The following is a 15,734-nucleotide window of genomic DNA, read 5'->3' as shown; positions in this document are numbered from 1 at the left end:
CCCTATCAATGCATCTTTTCCATCATAGCGAAGGAGCGGGTCGCCGTCAATTTGCCTAATCTTCGTACTTTTTTCTTTTGCCTGGTGACCAGCTATGGCTGTTGTCAGGAAAAAATCGTTTAGGATGTAAAAGAAAAACAGACCCGCGCGAGCAATCACAGGGTCTGTTTGATTGAAGCCATTTTATCAAAACCTTAAATCGTCAAACCTTCGTACATCGGGAAGCGTTGGCACAGCGCTGCTACGCGTTGGCGAGCTTCTTCGTGTTTGGCAGCGTCTTCCGGGTTTTTCAAAGTCAGGGCGATGATCGCTGCTACTTCTTTCATTGCTTCTTCGTCGAAGCCACGGCTTGTTACCGCTGGTGTACCCATGCGGATACCGCTTGTGACGAATGGGCTTTGTGTATCGTAAGGGATGGTGTTTTTGTTAGTGGTGATGCTTACTTCGTCCAGCAGGTGCTCGGCTACTTTACCAGTCAAGCCGATTTTGCTCACGTCAATCAGCACGAGGTGGTTGTCGGTTCCGCCAGAAACGAGTGTCAGACCTTCTGCTTGCAGCGCTTCAGCAAATGCGCGCGCATTGCTCACGATGCGAGCTGCGTAATCTTTGAAGTCCGGTTGCAGCGCTTCGCCGAAGGAAACCGCTTTTGCCGCAATCACGTGCATCAACGGTCCGCCTTGTACGCCAGGGAACACAGACTTGTCGATCGCTTTTGCAAATTCTTCTTTGCACAAAATCAGACCGCCGCGAGGACCGCGCAATGTTTTGTGAGTGGTAGAAGTAACGAAATGAGCGTATGGAACCGGGTTTGGATGCAGGCCAGCGGCAACCAGACCAGCGATGTGCGCCATGTCTACCATGAAATAAGCGCCGACTTCATCCGCGATTTCACGGAATTTGGCGAAGTCGATTGTGCGCGGATAAGCACTTGCTCCCGCTACGATCAGCTTAGGCTTGTGCTCCAAAGCTTTGGCGCGAACGTCTTCATAATTGATCAGGTGGGATTCTTGATCCACGCCGTATTCTACGAAGTTGTACAGTGTACCGGAGAAGTTAACAGGGCTTCCGTGCGTCAAGTGTCCGCCATGGGAGAGGTTCATGCCAAGTACGGTGTCGCCCGGCTGCAAGATGGTGAAGTACACGGCCATGTTTGCTTGTGCGCCGGAGTGCGGCTGTACGTTTGCATGCTCGGCACCGAAGATTTCTTTTACGCGATCGCGCGCAATGTTTTCCACGATGTCCACGTATTCGCAACCGCCATAGTAGCGGCGTCCTGGATAGCCTTCTGCGTATTTGTTGGTCAGAACAGTACCCATCGCTTCCATTACGGCGCGGCTAACAAAGTTCTCGGATGCGATCAGCTCAATTTTGTCACGCTGTCTTCCCAATTCCAGTTGAATGCCTTCCAATACTTGCGGGTCCTGTTTACGCAAAAAATCTAGCATGATGTATGTTCTCCTCCTTGAAAATGGGCTTGTCCCACATTCTTTTTAGGTACAGCTTTCATTTTGAGGCGCCACTTCGTAGACCGCGCGAGCACCGCCAATCAGCTTGGGACGTGTCCGCGCTGCCGTGACATGCGCCTCTCCCACAGTCCGTTGAGAAGGGCGTACAGGCACAGCTACCTGTTTCAGGTGCATGCCAATGAACGTATCGCCGATATCGATACCTGCATGTGCGCGAATATTTTCCACGACTACAGCATCGGCAAGCTGCGCAAAAGCATGTGCCGCCATGGAACCGCCAGCGGTAGGAACGGGAACGACCGAAACCTCTTCCAGTCCATATCGCTCCATAACCTCGCGCTCCACAACCAGTGCGCGGTTCAGATGCTCACAGCATTGAAAGGCGACAGCAAAGCCGCGCTGCTCCTGCACACTGCGAATGCCGCGATAAATAGCAGCCGCAGCATCCCGACTGCCAGCTTTGCCGATGTGCTTGCCCAGCACTTCACTGGTACTGCACCCGATCACCAAAATTTGTCCGGCTCTAAGCTCGGCCAACCCGGCAACCTCCTCAACCAATTGACGAGCCTGTTGTTCGATAGCGGCCAGTTCCACTTACTTCACTCCCGCGTGTTTCGCTTCGATTTGTGCGATCTTTTCCACACGGCGCTCATGACGGCCGCCCTGGAACTCTGTCTCCAGCCAAATTTTCACGATATCCAACGCCAGACCAGGGCCAATTACCCGCTCACCCATAGCCAAAACATTGGTGTTGTTATGCTCACGGGTCGCACGTGCAGAAAACGTGTCGTGCACCAGCGCACAGCGAATGCCAGGCACTTTGTTGGCTGCAATCGACATGCCGATGCCCGTACCGCACACCAAAATTCCCCGGTCGAACTCGCCCGCTGCCACTTTTTCTGCTACCGGCAAGGCGTAATCAGGATAATCTACCGAATCCTCGCAAGAGCAACCGAAGTCTTCCGTCTGGATGTTCATGGAGGAGAGCAGAGTCTTGATTTCCTCTTTCAGCTTGTATCCACCGTGATCAGCAGCAATCGCCACTTTCATCTGTCATCCCTCGCTTGTTTCATGATCTCACTCATTATACATCAAAATCCCATAAGTAAAAAGTGAACATTTTGGTTGGTTGATCAAAAAATGTTCGTACTCTCACACGAAACAAGGTCCTGGCTAGTTACCAGCACCTCTTCAACCTTGTTATTCACGAAAACGGACTTCCGCCAATCGCTCCAAAAGCCTGTCCAGCGACTCCTCAATCTCTTCTGCGCACCTGCGATAGTCCTCAAGCGCCCCGCCAAAAGGATCAGCGATATCTCTTATGCCTTCTATTCCCGCAAACTCTTGCAAAGTATGGACTTTGTCCGCCGCTTCCGGGAAGTAGGTCAGAATGGCACGCTTGTGACTGCCCGTCATCGTCAAAATAAGATCGGACCACGCCAAAAGCTCTTCGTTTAGCTGGCTTGATGCGTGGTTGTGAGCAATCCCGCGTTCAGCAAGCACCGACTGGGCATGCGGGGAAGCTGGTTGTCCGGCATACGCCGCCACTCCGGCCGAGCGCACTTCAAATGGTTGTCCGGCTGTCTTTGCGCGAAACATCGCCTCTGCCATCGGGCTGCGGCAAGTGTTTCCCGTACAGACGAAGAGTATCCGTTTCAATGATCGCCCCTCCTTTATGTCAGCATCCTTTTCTAGATGACAAATTTCAATCCGAAGCAAAACAAGATCAATCCCCCTACTAATTCGCTATAATCGCCCAACCATCCTCCCACGCTTCTGCCAAGCAAAAGGCCGAAATAGGACATGGCTGCTCCCATGATACCGAACAGGGAGATCGCCAGGACTTTGTTCACTTCGATTAGACCGAACGAAAAACCGACCGTCAACGCGTCGAGACTGACGCTGAAGGCAAACAGCAACAGCCCGAACCCTTTTGTTTTTAACATGCTTTTTTGATCACTGTGAACCAATCCGTTCCACAGCATATGCAAACCGATCAGCATCAGGACTCCGCCACCGATAAAAACGGCGATATCCCCAACCAAATCGGACAAGTAAGCTCCGACAACTATTCCGACGACAGGCATCATAATATGAAAAAGTCCGATCGTAATGCTGACCTTTACAATTTCCCGCAAGCGAATGCCCACCATGCCCACGCCGATCCCCAGCGAAAAGGCATCCATGCTCAAAGCAAAAGCTATAATGAGCAACGTCAAAAATTGCCCCCATTGAAACAAAACCAGGTCCAAGCCGCCTCCCCCCCCCCGTCCCTTCACTCTATGCGGACAAGGAGGAGTTTATACTGTTTTAAACGGACAAGATGCGACCGCCCGCCGCTTTTTCCAGACGGTTCATGACAGCCATTCCCAGGCCTTCCCGCGAAAAGGTTTCTCCCACGATGAACTGAACCTGCTGATTGTCAAATTCCCGCAAAACAGCGTACAGCTGCTGGGCGACTTGTTCCAAATCAGCTTGGGCACCTACCGTCAGAACGACATCGGCTGCCTCGTGATCACGCCAATAGCCAGCCGACTCTTCCGTTGCCAGCACCCCTGTTTTTTGGCCATCGATTTTGGCTTGCGACAGCAGCTCCGCCATTTTTATGCGAGCCTGCTCTTCGCTTCCCGCCACCAGCCACAGCTCGCCCTCCGGAGCATAATGCGTATATTTCATCCCGGGAGCGCGCGGAGTTTCTACTGCTCCCACTTCAAAAGAAGGATCAAGCTCGACCGGGCCGATTACGCTTTCCAGCTGTTCACGGGTAATGCCGCCGGGACGAAGGATAACAGGCGGCTCCACGGTCACATCAATGACAGTAGACTCGACGCCTACTCCTGTTGCTCCGCCATCGACGATCCCTGCCACTCTCCCGTCCAGGTCTGCTAACACATGCGCGGCTGTAGTCGGGCTTGGACGACCGGAACGGTTCGCACTCGGCGCAGCAATCGGTACGCCCGCTTGTTTGATCAAAGCAAGGGCAACCGGATGAGCAGGCATGCGCACACCGACAGAATCCAGGCCCGCTGTCACCAGGGAAGCAACGCGATCATTTTTCGGAACAATGACAGTGAGTGGCCCAGGCCAGAAGGCATCCATCAGCTTCTGTCCTTTTTCCGGCACTTCCCCGGCAACTGTGGACAACTGCTGCCGTTCGCCAATATGCACGATCAGCGGATTGTCACTCGGTCGGCCTTTCGCTGCAAATATTTTCTCCACTGCTTCATTAGACAATGCATTGGCTCCCAGGCCATAGACCGTCTCTGTTGGAAAAGCGACAGCTTCCCCAGCGTGCAGCAACCGGGCTGCATCCACAATCTGTGTACAACTCTGGATGTTTTCCACATCGTTATCCACAGACCAGACTTTCGTCACTAAATTGATTTCCATCGTAAAAAAATCCTTTCTCTTGCTCGTTTCTTTGTAATGAGTGCCTTTAGTATAGTTGTGCCTCGAAAAGTTTTCAACAGCCTGTGGGTAACTTGTGAATAACTTCGGGAAAAGCCGTGGAAAACGTGTTTGTTACCATTTTTTAACCTCAACCGTCAAAATGATGTAGTAGAATGAACTCATAGAAACGCAGAACTCTTCCCTTACCTCGAAAGGATTGTGAATGAATATGACATTGCTTAAATCCGTTACTTCCAGCCTGCTCGGCACCGCTGTTCTGCTGACAGCAGTTGCTGCGCCTGTTTTGGCAGCTGCTCCTGCCGCGCCAGCGAAAGCTGCTCCTGTCGTTCAAACCAAACAACCTCAAGCTTCCGGTGTCGTATTCACACCGAAAACCATCACGGTGAAAACAAAAGAATTTGAAGGCAAAGTGACCATCCCGGTCATTAGCGGTTTGAAAGATAAAGCGTTCGAAGCCCAATTGAATGCGACCCTGCTCAAGCAAGCACAAACTGGCCTCGCTGACGGACAACAAGCTGGCAAGGAAGATGCCGCAGATGCCAAAAAATACGGCTGGGAACCTCGCCCGCATGCACTCGACATTTCCTATGAAGTGCATCAGGCTGGCAAGCTCGTATCCTTCTCTGTTCAAACCTATCTGTACACAGGCGGAGCGCATGGCATGACTGACGTGACTTACTACACAATCGACAACCAGCCTAAAGCCAAAACGCTCAAGCTCGGCGATTTGTTCCAGTCCAGCTACAACTACCGCAGCGTGATCAACCAACTGATCAGCCAGCAAATCAAAACACAGACAGATCGCGACGGCTTCAATCCGTACAGCTTCGAGAGCATTACGGATGACCAGGGCTTCTCTTTTGAAAACGGAAATCTCGTCATTCATTTCGGACAGTACGAAATTGCTCCGTATGCAGCGGGAATGCCTTCTTTCGCCATCCCGGCCCACCGCTATCAAAACTTGCTGAAACCGGAAATCCTCGCAGCCCTGACGCAAAAGTAAGCAGCTCGCCAGTCAAAACGACACCTTCGCTATAAGCGGGGTGTCGTTTTTTAGGGAAAGCTCAGGAGAACCAGCTTTCCAGCTTTTCCAGGAGGTAGAACCGTACTTGTACTTGCGGAGCCGGATTTTGCTCGCTCATTTCTGGCGTCTTGTCCGCTTGTCCCTCGGCTTGGGCTTGCTCCAGCGCTTCGTCTTTACTGTTATTCTCTACGGCTACAGCATTTTGTGCGCCGGGCATTTGCGAAACTGCGCCAGTGTCAGCGCTGTGCAAAACTTCTTTGCTGTCCAAACGTCTTTCCAAACGCTCCTGCCGCCAGTCTGTGCGCTCGATTTCTTTTTGATCAAGCTTGAACACCAAAGCCGGTTCTGACTTAGCCACGCTCTGCTCTGTTTCTTTTCCCGCTGCTGTCGTTGCCGCAGCAGCTTGTACAGCATCGCCGTTGGACATATCGATAAAGCAGAGCGGAGGGAAAAGTACGCACCACCAGTTTTGCCCTTTTGCCTCGCCGATCTGCACGCGGAGCGCTTCGTAGTTGCCAGCGGGATAGACGTACGAGCCGTACAGCTTCGTCGGGAACGGAACCTGACCGAAATCGACTACCGCTTTATAGGAAAAGCCGCGTTCACGAATCGTTTTGTCCACTACTTCCTGAAGGACAGGCAACTGGGATGCCACCATGTCCTGTGCTTGCTCAAACGATTTGATATCTTCCGCCCACGTGTTCATTTGCGCAATCAGCGCATCGCGCACTTCCCGCTTCAGCCACTGGTCGGCAACCGAGTCGCTGTTGGCAATAATGCGCAGACGAATCGATTCTTGAGGGATCGGACCATTATCCAGAACATTGGCCGACGTAAGCTGTCCCTCCCAGCACATCATCAACATGAACAGGCTAAATGCGATCAACAACATCCGTTTCATTTTAACCGTCTCCCTCTCGACTGAGTCTTCCAAACCTTTTCTCTGTATAGCCTCAGTATGGACAGGGAGTCCCGGTTTCAAACGGTCGAATCACAAACATTCATACAATTTTAGCAAAACGGCGAGAGGAGCTTGCCGTTACCGCCTGACACCGATAACAACCCGCTCGATTCCCGCCAAATCCGGCACGATCCGCACCTCATCTATTACCCCTGATTCCCGCATCAAGGCAGCCACATCTTTTGCCTGATAAATCCCTACCTCGAAGGCGACAACCGCTTTGTCCTTGAGCAGTTCAGGCAGCGCCTCGCACAGTCGGCGATAGCAATCCAACCCGTCATCGCCCCCGTCCAGCGCCAAACGCGGCTCATGCAAGCGGACTTCTTCGTCCAGCTCGTCCACATCCCGACTCGGTATATACGGCGGATTGGAGACGAGGATGTCCACCTTTTCGCCAGCTGCCAGAAGCGGTTGCACCAAATCCCCTTGCAAAAAGCGCACGGCAGCTCCCAAACGTTCTGCGTTTTCTGTAGCAACTGCAGTAGCATCAGGGGATAAATCTACTGTCGTCACTTGCCAATCCGGCTTTTCCAGCGCGAGCGTGATGCAGATGGCGCCGCTGCCTGTCCCGATATCGGCAACAGTCAAACCCTCTTGCTCTGACCAAACAGTTGCGGCGGCCGCCAACACTTGCTCGACGAGTATCTCCGTCTCGGGACGAGGGATGAGAACGCCAGGACGAACGGCAAAAGAGCGCCCGTAAAACTCTTGCTCACCAAACATGTACTGCAACGGCTCGTTCGCACTTCTGCGCTGGCACAACTCATCCAGCTGCGCAAGCGTCTCTTTGGCAATCGGCTCCATCATCGAAATCAAATACTTCGTGCGATCCCAGCCCAAACAGTGGCGAATCATCAGTTCCGCTTCGAATACAGGGTCTTTTGCCCCTTTTTCCCGCAAAAAGGAAGAAGCCCGTGTCAGGGCTTCTCGAATCGTCGTGACATCAGACCAATCAAGCTGAGTGTGCATGGCTCTTCAAAAGCTCCGTTTGTTCATGCAAAATCAGGTTGTCGATCACTTCATCCAGTTCGCCTTCCAGCACCGATTCCAAACGGTGCAAAGTCAGACCGATGCGGTGGTCGGTCACGCGGCTTTGTGGATAGTTGTACGTGCGGATGCGCTCGCTGCGATCCCCGGTTCCCACCAGGCTTTTGCGCGTAGCGTCAGCTTCCGCATTTTGTTGCTGCATATAAAAGTCGTACAAGCGCGCGCGCAAAACGCGAAGCGCCTTGTCTTTATTGGAGTGCTGCGATTTTTCATCCTGACAGGAAACCATGATCCCCGTCGGAATGTGCGTAACGCGAACAGCCGATTTGGTCGTGTTGACGCTCTGGCCGCCAGCGCCGCTGGAGCAGAACGTATCGATGCGGATGTCTTTTTCGTGTACTTCCACTTCCACATCTTCCGCCTCAGGCAATACCAGTACAGTAGCGGTAGAAGTGTGAATACGTCCGCCGGATTCTGTCGCCGGAATGCGTTGCACGCGGTGTGCGCCGCTTTCGAACTTCATTTTGCTGTATGCGCCGCGACCGGACAGCGAAAAGACGATTTCCTTGTAGCCGCCGATGTCTGTCGGGCTTGCTTCCAGCACTTCGATTTTAAAGCCGTGACGTTCAGCAAAGCGTGTGTACATGCGGAACAAAACAGCCGCAAACAGAGCTGCCTCATCGCCGCCTGCTGCGCCGCGCACTTCCACGATCACGTTTTTCTCGTCATTTGGATCTTTTGGCAGCAGGAGAATTTTCAGGCGTTCTTCCAGCTGTTCCTTGCGGGCAGACAATTCGCTGATTTCAAGCTTGACCATTTCGCGCATTTCATCGTCCAGCTTTTCTTCCAGCATGGCTTTGGCATCATCCATTTGACTCACAACTGATTTATATTCACGGTAGGTCGTCACTGTCTCTTCCAACGAAGACTGTTCCTTGGACAGTTCACGCAAGCGTTTTGTATCGCTGATGACGTCGGGGTCACATAGGAGATTCGTTACCTCTTCAAAACGCTCTTCAACTGCGGATAAGCGTGTAAACATTGTACTTCACCCCATCGCAAAGAATACTAAAAATCGATTATAACAGATAAATTATAGGAGGAAAGCGAAAATAAGTCAAAGCGCATTATTTGGCTGGAAATTTCTGCTTTTTGCGATGCAAAACAGGCCCGGCGATGCCGAGCCTTGCCATACCAGTTCCAGTCACACGATCAACGGTGAAAGCCCTCATTGGAGGTGACGTGGAAGTCATAGCGCGGGATTTTTTGCTGCAAAAGCGCAATAACTTGCTGCTCCACCGATCGCGCCTGACTCGCCGTAATGTTATGCACAAGGTCAAGAGTAACATATGCATTGCCGCCATTCAGTGTGATACGGGCGTTCTCGACGCCTTTTACCGACTTCGCCATCATTTCCATGTTGTTCATGTCGATTTGCGTATTGCGCACGTTGGACTGGCCGATGATCAAGTTCGGGTTTTGATTGCGCCCCATCAAAGTGTCACGATCGGCGGCAGGCGGCGCAGGATGGTGCAAAACTTCCCCGCTCCGCTCCCCTTTGATCGAAGCAGGGTGCTGACCGTCCAGCGCTTGCGTGTTGGAACCTTTTTCTTGAGTAGTATTGCGGCCGCCGCACCCGACAGTCAAGGCAGAAGAGAGGACGAGAATGCCCAGCACTGTCAGTGAGCTTTTCCCAAAAGACGTGATTCGCACGAAAAAGCCACCTCCTGTTTTGCTTAGTCTGCGCAGTGCCTTTTCGGCTCATGCACAGCGAAAAACAAGGGTGGCTTTTCCTGTTCGGCTTCTAGCGAGCTGCCGGAGGGTTGTAATAATGCTTGCGACAGACGCTGCTGTACGTGTCGTTGCCAGCGATCTCAATCGTCTCTCCGGAGTATACAGGTTGTCCATTTTTGAATTTGAGGATATGCGTCGCTTTTTTGTTGCAGTAAACGCACACCGTTTTGATCTCTTCCACCTTGTCCGCTTCACACAACAACGCGGCACTTCCCGGGAAAAGCTCGTTCTTGAAGTTTTTCAGCAAGCCGTAGACGATGACGGGGATTCCGAGCTGATCGACAATCGCCACCAGCTGGTCCACATGATGGCGGCTGATGAACTGCGCCTCGTCCACCAGTACACAGTGCGGTTTTACCGTTTCGGCCGCGACAATCTCATACAAATTGGTTTCCTCGCCAATCGGAATCGCTTCTCTGCTGATCCCTACCCGCGATGCCACTTTCCCCACGCCGTACCGATCATCGACCGCCGGCGTGAACACGACTACTTTTTTGCCGGATTGCTCGTAGTTGTGAGCGACCGTCAGCAACTGAATAGATTTGGAGGCATTCATTGCCCCGTAACGAAAATATAATTGTGCCACGTCTCTATCTCCCTTTTGCCTAGAACTGATTCATTTTTGCGTCCTGGCGTAGCTGTCTTTCGCCTCTTGAAACAACGACATCGCCAGCTTCCGTCTGCTCGCATGATCTACGCAAGGATCAGGATAATCCAGGCCGAGCCTGCATCCCGCCTGCTCCTGCACATGCTCAGGCATCTCCCAAGGCTTATGGATATATTGTAGAGGGACTTCGCTTAGAACGGGAAGATATTTTTTGACAAAAGTCCCGTCTGGATCGAATTTCTCGCCTTGCGCAACCGGATTGAAAATGCGGAAGTACGGCTGCGGGTCCGTCCCGGTAGAAGCGCTCCATTGCCAGCCGCCGATATTGGCCGCCTCGTCGAAGTCGACAAGCTGCTTCGCAAAATAGCGCATCCCCCACCGCCAATCCACCAGCAAATCCTTGGTCAAAAAAGAAGCCGCAATCATGCGCAAGCGGTTATGCATCCAGCCTGTTTCGTTCAGTTGCTTCATCGCTGCATCGACGATCGGATAGCCCGTCTCCCCGTTGCACCAAGCCGAAAACAGCGCTTCGTCATTTTCCCAGGCCACCGCTTCAAACTGCGGCAAAAACGCGTGATCGGTCGTGTGCGGGTGATGATACAGCACTTGCTGATAAAACTCTCTCCAGACAAGCTCCGTGACAAACGCTTCCACGGAGGCGACCTCTTCTCCCCTGGCTTCCTCCATGGCCTCCAGCGCCTGGTGATACACCGTACGAATCGACAACGTGCCTGCATTCAAGGCAAAAGACAAGTGCGAAGTCGCATCCAGTCCGGGGAAATCGCGCCGTTCTTTATATCGATGCACAGCTTCGTGCATAAATTGCTGCAATCGCTCGCGAGCTGTCCGCTCTCCAAACAGAGCCGTCGCCCATTCACTGCCAACGGGACGTTTGCGCCCAAAAGCTTCGGCCAAAGGAGCCGATTCCCCTGGCATCTCGGCCAGTCCTTCACACATTCGCCATGATGTCGGCTGTGGAAAAGGGCGGTCTTTCGGAAGGGTGAGCCACACCCGTTTATAAGGGGTAAACAACGCATACGGCGTCCGCTGCCTGGTTAAAATGTCGCCTGGCTCATGCATGAGCAAATCTTTGCAAGCATGAACGCGCATGCCTTGCCGCTCCAAAGCTTCCGTTACAGTCGCATCGCGTTTTCGCGCTTCGGGAGTGTATGCGCGATTGTAAAAGACTTTGTCTGCCCCCGTCTCGCGAGCGACCTGACAAAGCACGTCAGCCGGATTCCCCCGGCGAATCAGGAGCCTCCCGCCAACTTCTTGCAAGCTGCCCGCCAGGTTGTCCACAGCCGATAAAAACGCATGCGATCGCTTGTCTGCAACCGCGTCAGGCTGGCAAAAGGCATCGTCCATAATGAACAACGGGACAATCGGTTCGCCCGTAAGCGCTGCCGTATGTAAAGCCGCGTGGTCGTGCAAACGCAGATCGCGCCGAAACCAGATGATGGCTGTCATCGATTGCCCCCCTTGCTGTCCGCGATAATTTTGTTCCAGAAAAAGACAAAACCAGGCAGATCGCTCTACCTGGTTGCTCCAATCCCGTCTGATTAGGACAGATTGTATTTGCGTTTGAAACGGTCTACACGGCCGCCAGCATCCACGAATTTTTGTTTTCCAGTGAAGAAAGGATGGCAGTTGGAGCAGATCTCCACTTTCAACGCTTGTTTCACGGAACCGGATTCAAATTCGTTACCGCATGCACATGTAACAGTTACTACGTTGTACTTAGGATGAATACCTTGTTTCATCTCACTACACCTCTTTCCGCCCTGAATCGTTTGCCGAAACAGAGTTATATAAACACATAAAAGATAGTAGCATGCTGTCAGCTGAAATGCAACAGGTTGACCGATCAGGCCATGTTTTTCCTGCGGCGCAGTTCTGCCGGCGGAATGTGCGTAAACGATCCGATTACGACATCCGGCAGTTCTTCCTGATAAATCTCAATCGCCTGCTTCATTCCGAAGACTTCGCCCCGCGCTTTTGGAATCATCGCCAGGTAGCTTTCCGGATCGATGTTCAGGTTGCGCATTTGAATCAGCTTGATTCCCGTCCGGCGAATGAAGTTGATCATCGCTTCCATCTCTTCTTCGCGGTCGAACACGCCCGGGAAGCACAAGTAGTTGATCGAGGTGTACACGCCCTTGGAAGCAGCGTATTCGGCCGATCGGGCTACATTTTCCAGCGTGTAGTTGCGCGGACGATAGTAAGCGTTGTAATGCTCGTCAATCGCACTGATAATGCTGACACGCATCAAGTCCAGTCCGGCGTCCACAATCCCTTTGATGTGATCGGTCAAGCCAGCATTGGTATTGATGTTGATGAAGCCCATGTCTGTCGTCTCCCGCACACGACGCATGGCTGGCACGATAATTCCTGCCATGGTGGACGGCTCGCCCTCGCAACCTTGACCGAAGCTGATGATGCTTTCCGGTGTTTGCAGGTGGTGCAGCATCACTTCGACCAGCTCGTCCTCTGTCGGCTTGAAGTTCATCCGTGTCTGTGGAGACGGGAAGCCGCTGTCGTCAGGTTGCTCGGAAATACAGCCATAGCAACCCGCATTACAGGTGTAGGAGACAGGCAGACTGCCTTCCCAGCGGTTGAAAAAGTTATTGGAGGCGGTCAAGCACTCGTACTCCAGCGCACAGTGAGACAGGTGATTCAAAATCCGGTTTTGCGGAAACAGCTCCAACGTCTTTTCCACACGCTGTCTCAACTCATCCATCGGGAAATTGAGCGGGTCCCATTTGTAAATATCGTCACTCGCTCTGCCTGCCACCCAAAAACGATTGTCTTTCCACACCACTGCCGAATAGCCGAACAGCGGCAGCTTGCTCTCCCGGTTTGTTTTCACATAGCCAGGCAGCAAAAGACGGGTAATTCCTTGTGGAACAAGCGCTCCAACCGCTGTACAGCCGTCGAGCTTGATCATTTCGCCCGTATCGGGGTCCATCCCGATCGGCACCGTATCTGGCAAACTGACCAACGTCGCTCCTTCCGGCAGCGGAATCAGTTCTTCTTCCAGAATTTCTGTCAATATATCGCCGTTGCGCGCCACCGAGAACAATCCCGGGTGGTCGTAAACATTGCCGTTTTCATCTGCGTATACTAAATACATGGGAAAATCGCCTCGCTTCTTTGCTTTGCCCATTGTAACGCATTGAAAAAGCAATGTAAATTGTGAAGGGTTACCTGCCGAGATACGGGAGCGGGTTGATCGGCACATCGTCCTGCCTGACTTCAAAGTGCAGGTGATACCCGGTCGAATCGCCCGTCTGGCCCATGTAGCCGAGGACATCGCCCGCTTCTACGCTTTGGCCGGACGTGACCAAAATCGTGCGCATATGGGCGTAAAAAGTTTGCAAACCGTCTCCGTGGTCCAGTACGACCATCCGCCCGTACCCGGATCGATTGGCGCCCGCCTCGACCACCTTCCCTGCTTTCGCTGCCAAAATCGGCGTTTTGGCCTCCTGCTCGTTCCACAAATCCACACCTTTGTGCACCTTGCCCCAGCGTGTTCCGAAGCCGCTTGTAATCGTCGCTCCCTCTACAGGCCAATCCATTCGGCCGCGAATCCGCGCCACTACTTGCCTGCTTGCCGCCTGGGTGGTGTTCCGCTTTTGCTGTAGCTCTTCTGCCTGCATCGGCGGCCCTCCGGCAACAGGAATGTACACAACCTGTCCCACATACAGGTTGTCCGACAGCCATTTTAACAGCGGATTGCGATCCAGCAGCAATTCCTTGCTGACTCCATACCTTCTTGCTATGTAATCGATCGTCTCTCCTTGCTTCACCATATGGGTCACTTCATCTTTGGCAATAACCAGTTTCATCCCGACCGAAAGCAAGCCCGGGTTGCTGATTTGATTCGTCTCTACCAGCTTTTTCAGCGTAAGGCCATACCGCTCGGCAATTCCAGACAGAGTGTCTCCTTCGCGGACAGAGTACACCATCGCATTGCTTTTAGCCGAAGGCGCTTGCTTGGTCAAACCTGCGTAAGGATTGAACGCTTGAAACAGCGCTTGCTCCACGACAACCTTTTTCGCTTCAACCTGGCTCTCAATGGGCGCAGGAACATGCACATACTCCACAGATTCTCTCCTCCTTTTTCCTCCAACTCTCTTACGGTATGCAAAACAGGCAAAAAAAATGACGGCGAGTCATGAACTCACCGTCGTGCCAGCAGCTTTTCCCCGTCCTTGTTGCTTCGTTTCCAGGGTCTGCAAAAATTCTTCGTTTGTTTTCGTGTCCGCAAGCTTCTTGATGAACGAGTCGACAAATTCGTTCGTTTCGTTCATGTTCTTGCGGATCATCCACAGCTTATCCAGCTCTTCTTTGGTCAGCAGCAGTTCCTCGCGACGCGTTCCCGAACGGCGAATGTCGATCGCCGGGAAAATGCGGCGTTCAGCCAGCTTGCGATCCAGATGAAGCTCCATGTTGCCCGTTCCTTTGAACTCCTCATAGATCACATCGTCCATGCGCGAGCCTGTCTCGACCAAAGCTGTAGCCAAAATCGTCAGGCTGCCGCCCTCTTCGATATTGCGTGCCGAACCGAAAAAGCGCTTGGGACGGTGGAACGCAGCCGGATCGATACCGCCGGACAATGTACGGCCGCTTGGCGGAATCACCAAGTTGTAGGCGCGTGCGAGCCGGGTAATGGAATCCAGCAGGATCACAACATCTTTTTTGTGTTCGACCAAACGTTTTGCCCGCTCCAGCACAAGCTCTGCCACTTTGATGTGATTTTCCGGCAGCTCGTCAAAAGTCGAAGCTACCACTTCTCCCTTGACGGAACGCTGCATATCGGTTACCTCTTCCGGACGCTCGTCGATGAGCAAAACAAACAGATGAATATCCGGCCGGCTTTCCGTGATACTGTTGGCAATCTCTTTCAGCAGCATGGTTTTACCCGCTTTCGGCGGGGCGACGATCAATCCACGCTGTCCGAGTCCAACAGGGGCAAGAAGATCCATCAGGCGGGTGGAAACTCGCTCGGGCGCAGTTTCCAGCACTAGCTTGGTTTGAGGATACAGCGGTGTTAAAGCGGGGAAATGCAGACGCTCCGAAGCAGTCTCAGGGTCTTCTCCGTTCACTGCCTCTACTTGCAACAACCCAAAGTAACGCTCGTTTTCTTTTGGCGGCCTCGCCTTGCCCGACACCACATCCCCCATGCGCAGATCAAAACGGCGAATCTGCGACTGGGAGATGTAGATGTCTTCCGAGCTTGGGAGATAGTTGATCGGACGGAGGAAGCCGTAGCCCTCCGGCAAGATTTCCAGCACGCCCTCCATAAACATCAGGCCATCCCGCTCTGCCCGTGCCCGAAGTATCGCGAAGATCAATTCCTTCTTCTTCAGTTGGGAGTAATACGGGATGTGGTACTCTTTGGCCAGTTTATAGAGATCGGTCAGTTTCTTCTCTTCTAGTTCAGAAAGTAACATACATCCACCACTCTTTATTTACTCTTGAAAG

Annotated in this window: 17 protein-coding genes; 1 reads left to right on the top strand and 16 read right to left on the bottom strand. The window is 52.7% G+C overall.

Annotated elements, in window-relative coordinates; translation table 11 throughout:
• Positions 1-194: 194 nt before the first annotated feature.
• The 6 genes from EDM60_RS02775 to EDM60_RS02750 form a co-directional block, all read right to left on the bottom strand.
• On the bottom strand, positions 195-1,445 hold the full coding sequence (locus EDM60_RS02775) for a serine hydroxymethyltransferase (protein ID WP_122962585.1): 1,251 nt from the start codon (positions 1,443-1,445) through the stop codon (positions 195-197).
• Positions 1,446-1,490: 45 nt separating this feature from the next.
• A complete protein-coding gene (locus EDM60_RS02770) occupies positions 1,491-2,060 on the bottom strand; it encodes a TIGR01440 family protein (RefSeq protein WP_122962584.1) in 570 nt (189 codons plus the stop codon).
• Positions 2,061-2,516: a ribose 5-phosphate isomerase B gene (rpiB, locus tag EDM60_RS02765; protein ID WP_063228980.1), complete on the bottom strand. Its 456-nt coding sequence runs from the start codon at positions 2,514-2,516 to the stop codon at positions 2,061-2,063. It abuts the gene before it with no gap.
• A gap of 150 nt (positions 2,517-2,666) precedes the next feature.
• Entirely contained in the window at positions 2,667-3,125 is a 459-nt protein-coding gene (locus EDM60_RS02760; protein ID WP_122962583.1) for a low molecular weight protein arginine phosphatase, read from the bottom strand.
• Between the two features lie 32 nt (positions 3,126-3,157).
• Positions 3,158-3,718 carry a manganese efflux pump MntP gene (locus tag EDM60_RS02755; protein ID WP_063228978.1) on the bottom strand — a complete coding sequence of 187 codons (561 nt, stop codon included), beginning with the start codon at positions 3,716-3,718 and terminating at the stop codon, positions 3,158-3,160.
• Positions 3,719-3,776: 58 nt separating this feature from the next.
• Positions 3,777-4,856, bottom strand: a complete 1,080-nt coding sequence (locus EDM60_RS02750) for an L-threonylcarbamoyladenylate synthase (protein WP_122962582.1) — start codon at positions 4,854-4,856, stop codon at positions 3,777-3,779.
• 229 nt (positions 4,857-5,085) lie between these two features.
• Here EDM60_RS02750 and EDM60_RS02745 point away from each other — a divergent pair, with 229 nt between their 5' ends.
• Positions 5,086-5,880 (top strand): DUF3298 and DUF4163 domain-containing protein, encoded by a 795-nt coding sequence (locus tag EDM60_RS02745; RefSeq protein ID WP_122962581.1) that lies wholly within the window; start codon positions 5,086-5,088, stop codon positions 5,878-5,880.
• 61 nt (positions 5,881-5,941) lie between these two features.
• Here EDM60_RS02745 and spoIIR read toward each other — a convergent pair whose 3' ends face one another.
• From spoIIR to rho, 10 genes are all read right to left on the bottom strand, one after another.
• Entirely contained in the window at positions 5,942-6,802 is an 861-nt protein-coding gene (gene spoIIR, locus EDM60_RS02740; protein WP_122962580.1) for a stage II sporulation protein R, read from the bottom strand.
• 138 nt (positions 6,803-6,940) lie between these two features.
• Positions 6,941-7,831, bottom strand: a complete 891-nt coding sequence (gene prmC / locus EDM60_RS02735) for a peptide chain release factor N(5)-glutamine methyltransferase (protein WP_122962579.1) — start codon at positions 7,829-7,831, stop codon at positions 6,941-6,943.
• Entirely contained in the window at positions 7,815-8,891 is a 1,077-nt protein-coding gene (prfA, locus tag EDM60_RS02730) for a peptide chain release factor 1 (protein ID WP_063228973.1), read from the bottom strand. The genes prmC and prfA overlap by 17 nt, the downstream gene beginning before the upstream one ends.
• A gap of 170 nt (positions 8,892-9,061) precedes the next feature.
• Positions 9,062-9,562: a sporulation protein gene (locus EDM60_RS02725; RefSeq protein ID WP_122962578.1), complete on the bottom strand. Its 501-nt coding sequence runs from the start codon at positions 9,560-9,562 to the stop codon at positions 9,062-9,064.
• A gap of 91 nt (positions 9,563-9,653) precedes the next feature.
• On the bottom strand, positions 9,654-10,229 hold the full coding sequence (locus EDM60_RS02720) for a thymidine kinase (protein WP_122962577.1): 576 nt from the start codon (positions 10,227-10,229) through the stop codon (positions 9,654-9,656).
• Between the two features lie 30 nt (positions 10,230-10,259).
• Positions 10,260-11,717: a cryptochrome/photolyase family protein gene (locus EDM60_RS02715; RefSeq protein WP_122962576.1), complete on the bottom strand. Its 1,458-nt coding sequence runs from the start codon at positions 11,715-11,717 to the stop codon at positions 10,260-10,262.
• Positions 11,718-11,809: 92 nt separating this feature from the next.
• Positions 11,810-12,010, bottom strand: coding sequence for a 50S ribosomal protein L31 (gene rpmE / locus EDM60_RS02710; protein ID WP_005827805.1), 201 nt, complete (start codon positions 12,008-12,010; stop codon positions 11,810-11,812).
• Between the two features lie 104 nt (positions 12,011-12,114).
• A complete protein-coding gene (locus EDM60_RS02705; RefSeq protein WP_122962575.1) occupies positions 12,115-13,380 on the bottom strand; it encodes a radical SAM family protein in 1,266 nt (421 codons plus the stop codon).
• A gap of 70 nt (positions 13,381-13,450) precedes the next feature.
• A complete protein-coding gene (locus tag EDM60_RS02700; protein WP_122962574.1) occupies positions 13,451-14,353 on the bottom strand; it encodes a LysM peptidoglycan-binding domain-containing M23 family metallopeptidase in 903 nt (300 codons plus the stop codon).
• 69 nt (positions 14,354-14,422) lie between these two features.
• Complete coding sequence (gene rho, locus EDM60_RS02695; protein WP_063228969.1) at positions 14,423-15,703, bottom strand: transcription termination factor Rho; 1,281 nt, start codon at positions 15,701-15,703, stop codon at positions 14,423-14,425.
• Positions 15,704-15,734: the final 31 nt, after the last annotated feature.

Source organism: Brevibacillus parabrevis (assembly GCF_003710905.1).
GTDB classification, from domain to species: Bacteria; Bacillota; Bacilli; order Brevibacillales; family Brevibacillaceae; genus Brevibacillus; species Brevibacillus parabrevis.
The sequence above is the reverse complement of the archived record's forward strand: the minus strand, read 5'-3'. Positions and strand labels throughout refer to the sequence as shown.

Excerpts from the sequence above, each read along its gene's own strand:
- prfA (WP_063228973.1), bottom strand. The coding sequence starts at position 8,891 with ATGTTTACACGCTTATCCGCAGTTGAAGAGCGTTTTGAAGAGGTAACG.
- spoIIR (WP_122962580.1), bottom strand. The coding sequence starts at position 6,802 with ATGAAACGGATGTTGTTGATCGCATTTAGCCTGTTCATGTTGATGATG.
- EDM60_RS02775 (WP_122962585.1), bottom strand. The coding sequence starts at position 1,445 with ATGCTAGATTTTTTGCGTAAACAGGACCCGCAAGTATTGGAAGGCATT.
- EDM60_RS02705 (WP_122962575.1), bottom strand. The coding sequence starts at position 13,380 with ATGTATTTAGTATACGCAGATGAAAACGGCAATGTTTACGACCACCCG.
- rpiB (WP_063228980.1), bottom strand. The coding sequence starts at position 2,516 with ATGAAAGTGGCGATTGCTGCTGATCACGGTGGATACAAGCTGAAAGAG.
- EDM60_RS02745 (WP_122962581.1), top strand. The coding sequence starts at position 5,086 with ATGACATTGCTTAAATCCGTTACTTCCAGCCTGCTCGGCACCGCTGTT.
- rpmE (WP_005827805.1), bottom strand. The coding sequence starts at position 12,010 with ATGAAACAAGGTATTCATCCTAAGTACAACGTAGTAACTGTTACATGT.
- EDM60_RS02715 (WP_122962576.1), bottom strand. The coding sequence starts at position 11,717 with ATGACAGCCATCATCTGGTTTCGGCGCGATCTGCGTTTGCACGACCAC.
- rho (WP_063228969.1), bottom strand. The coding sequence starts at position 15,703 with ATGTTACTTTCTGAACTAGAAGAGAAGAAACTGACCGATCTCTATAAA.
- EDM60_RS02750 (WP_122962582.1), bottom strand. The coding sequence starts at position 4,856 with ATGGAAATCAATTTAGTGACGAAAGTCTGGTCTGTGGATAACGATGTG.
- prmC (WP_122962579.1), bottom strand. The coding sequence starts at position 7,831 with ATGCACACTCAGCTTGATTGGTCTGATGTCACGACGATTCGAGAAGCC.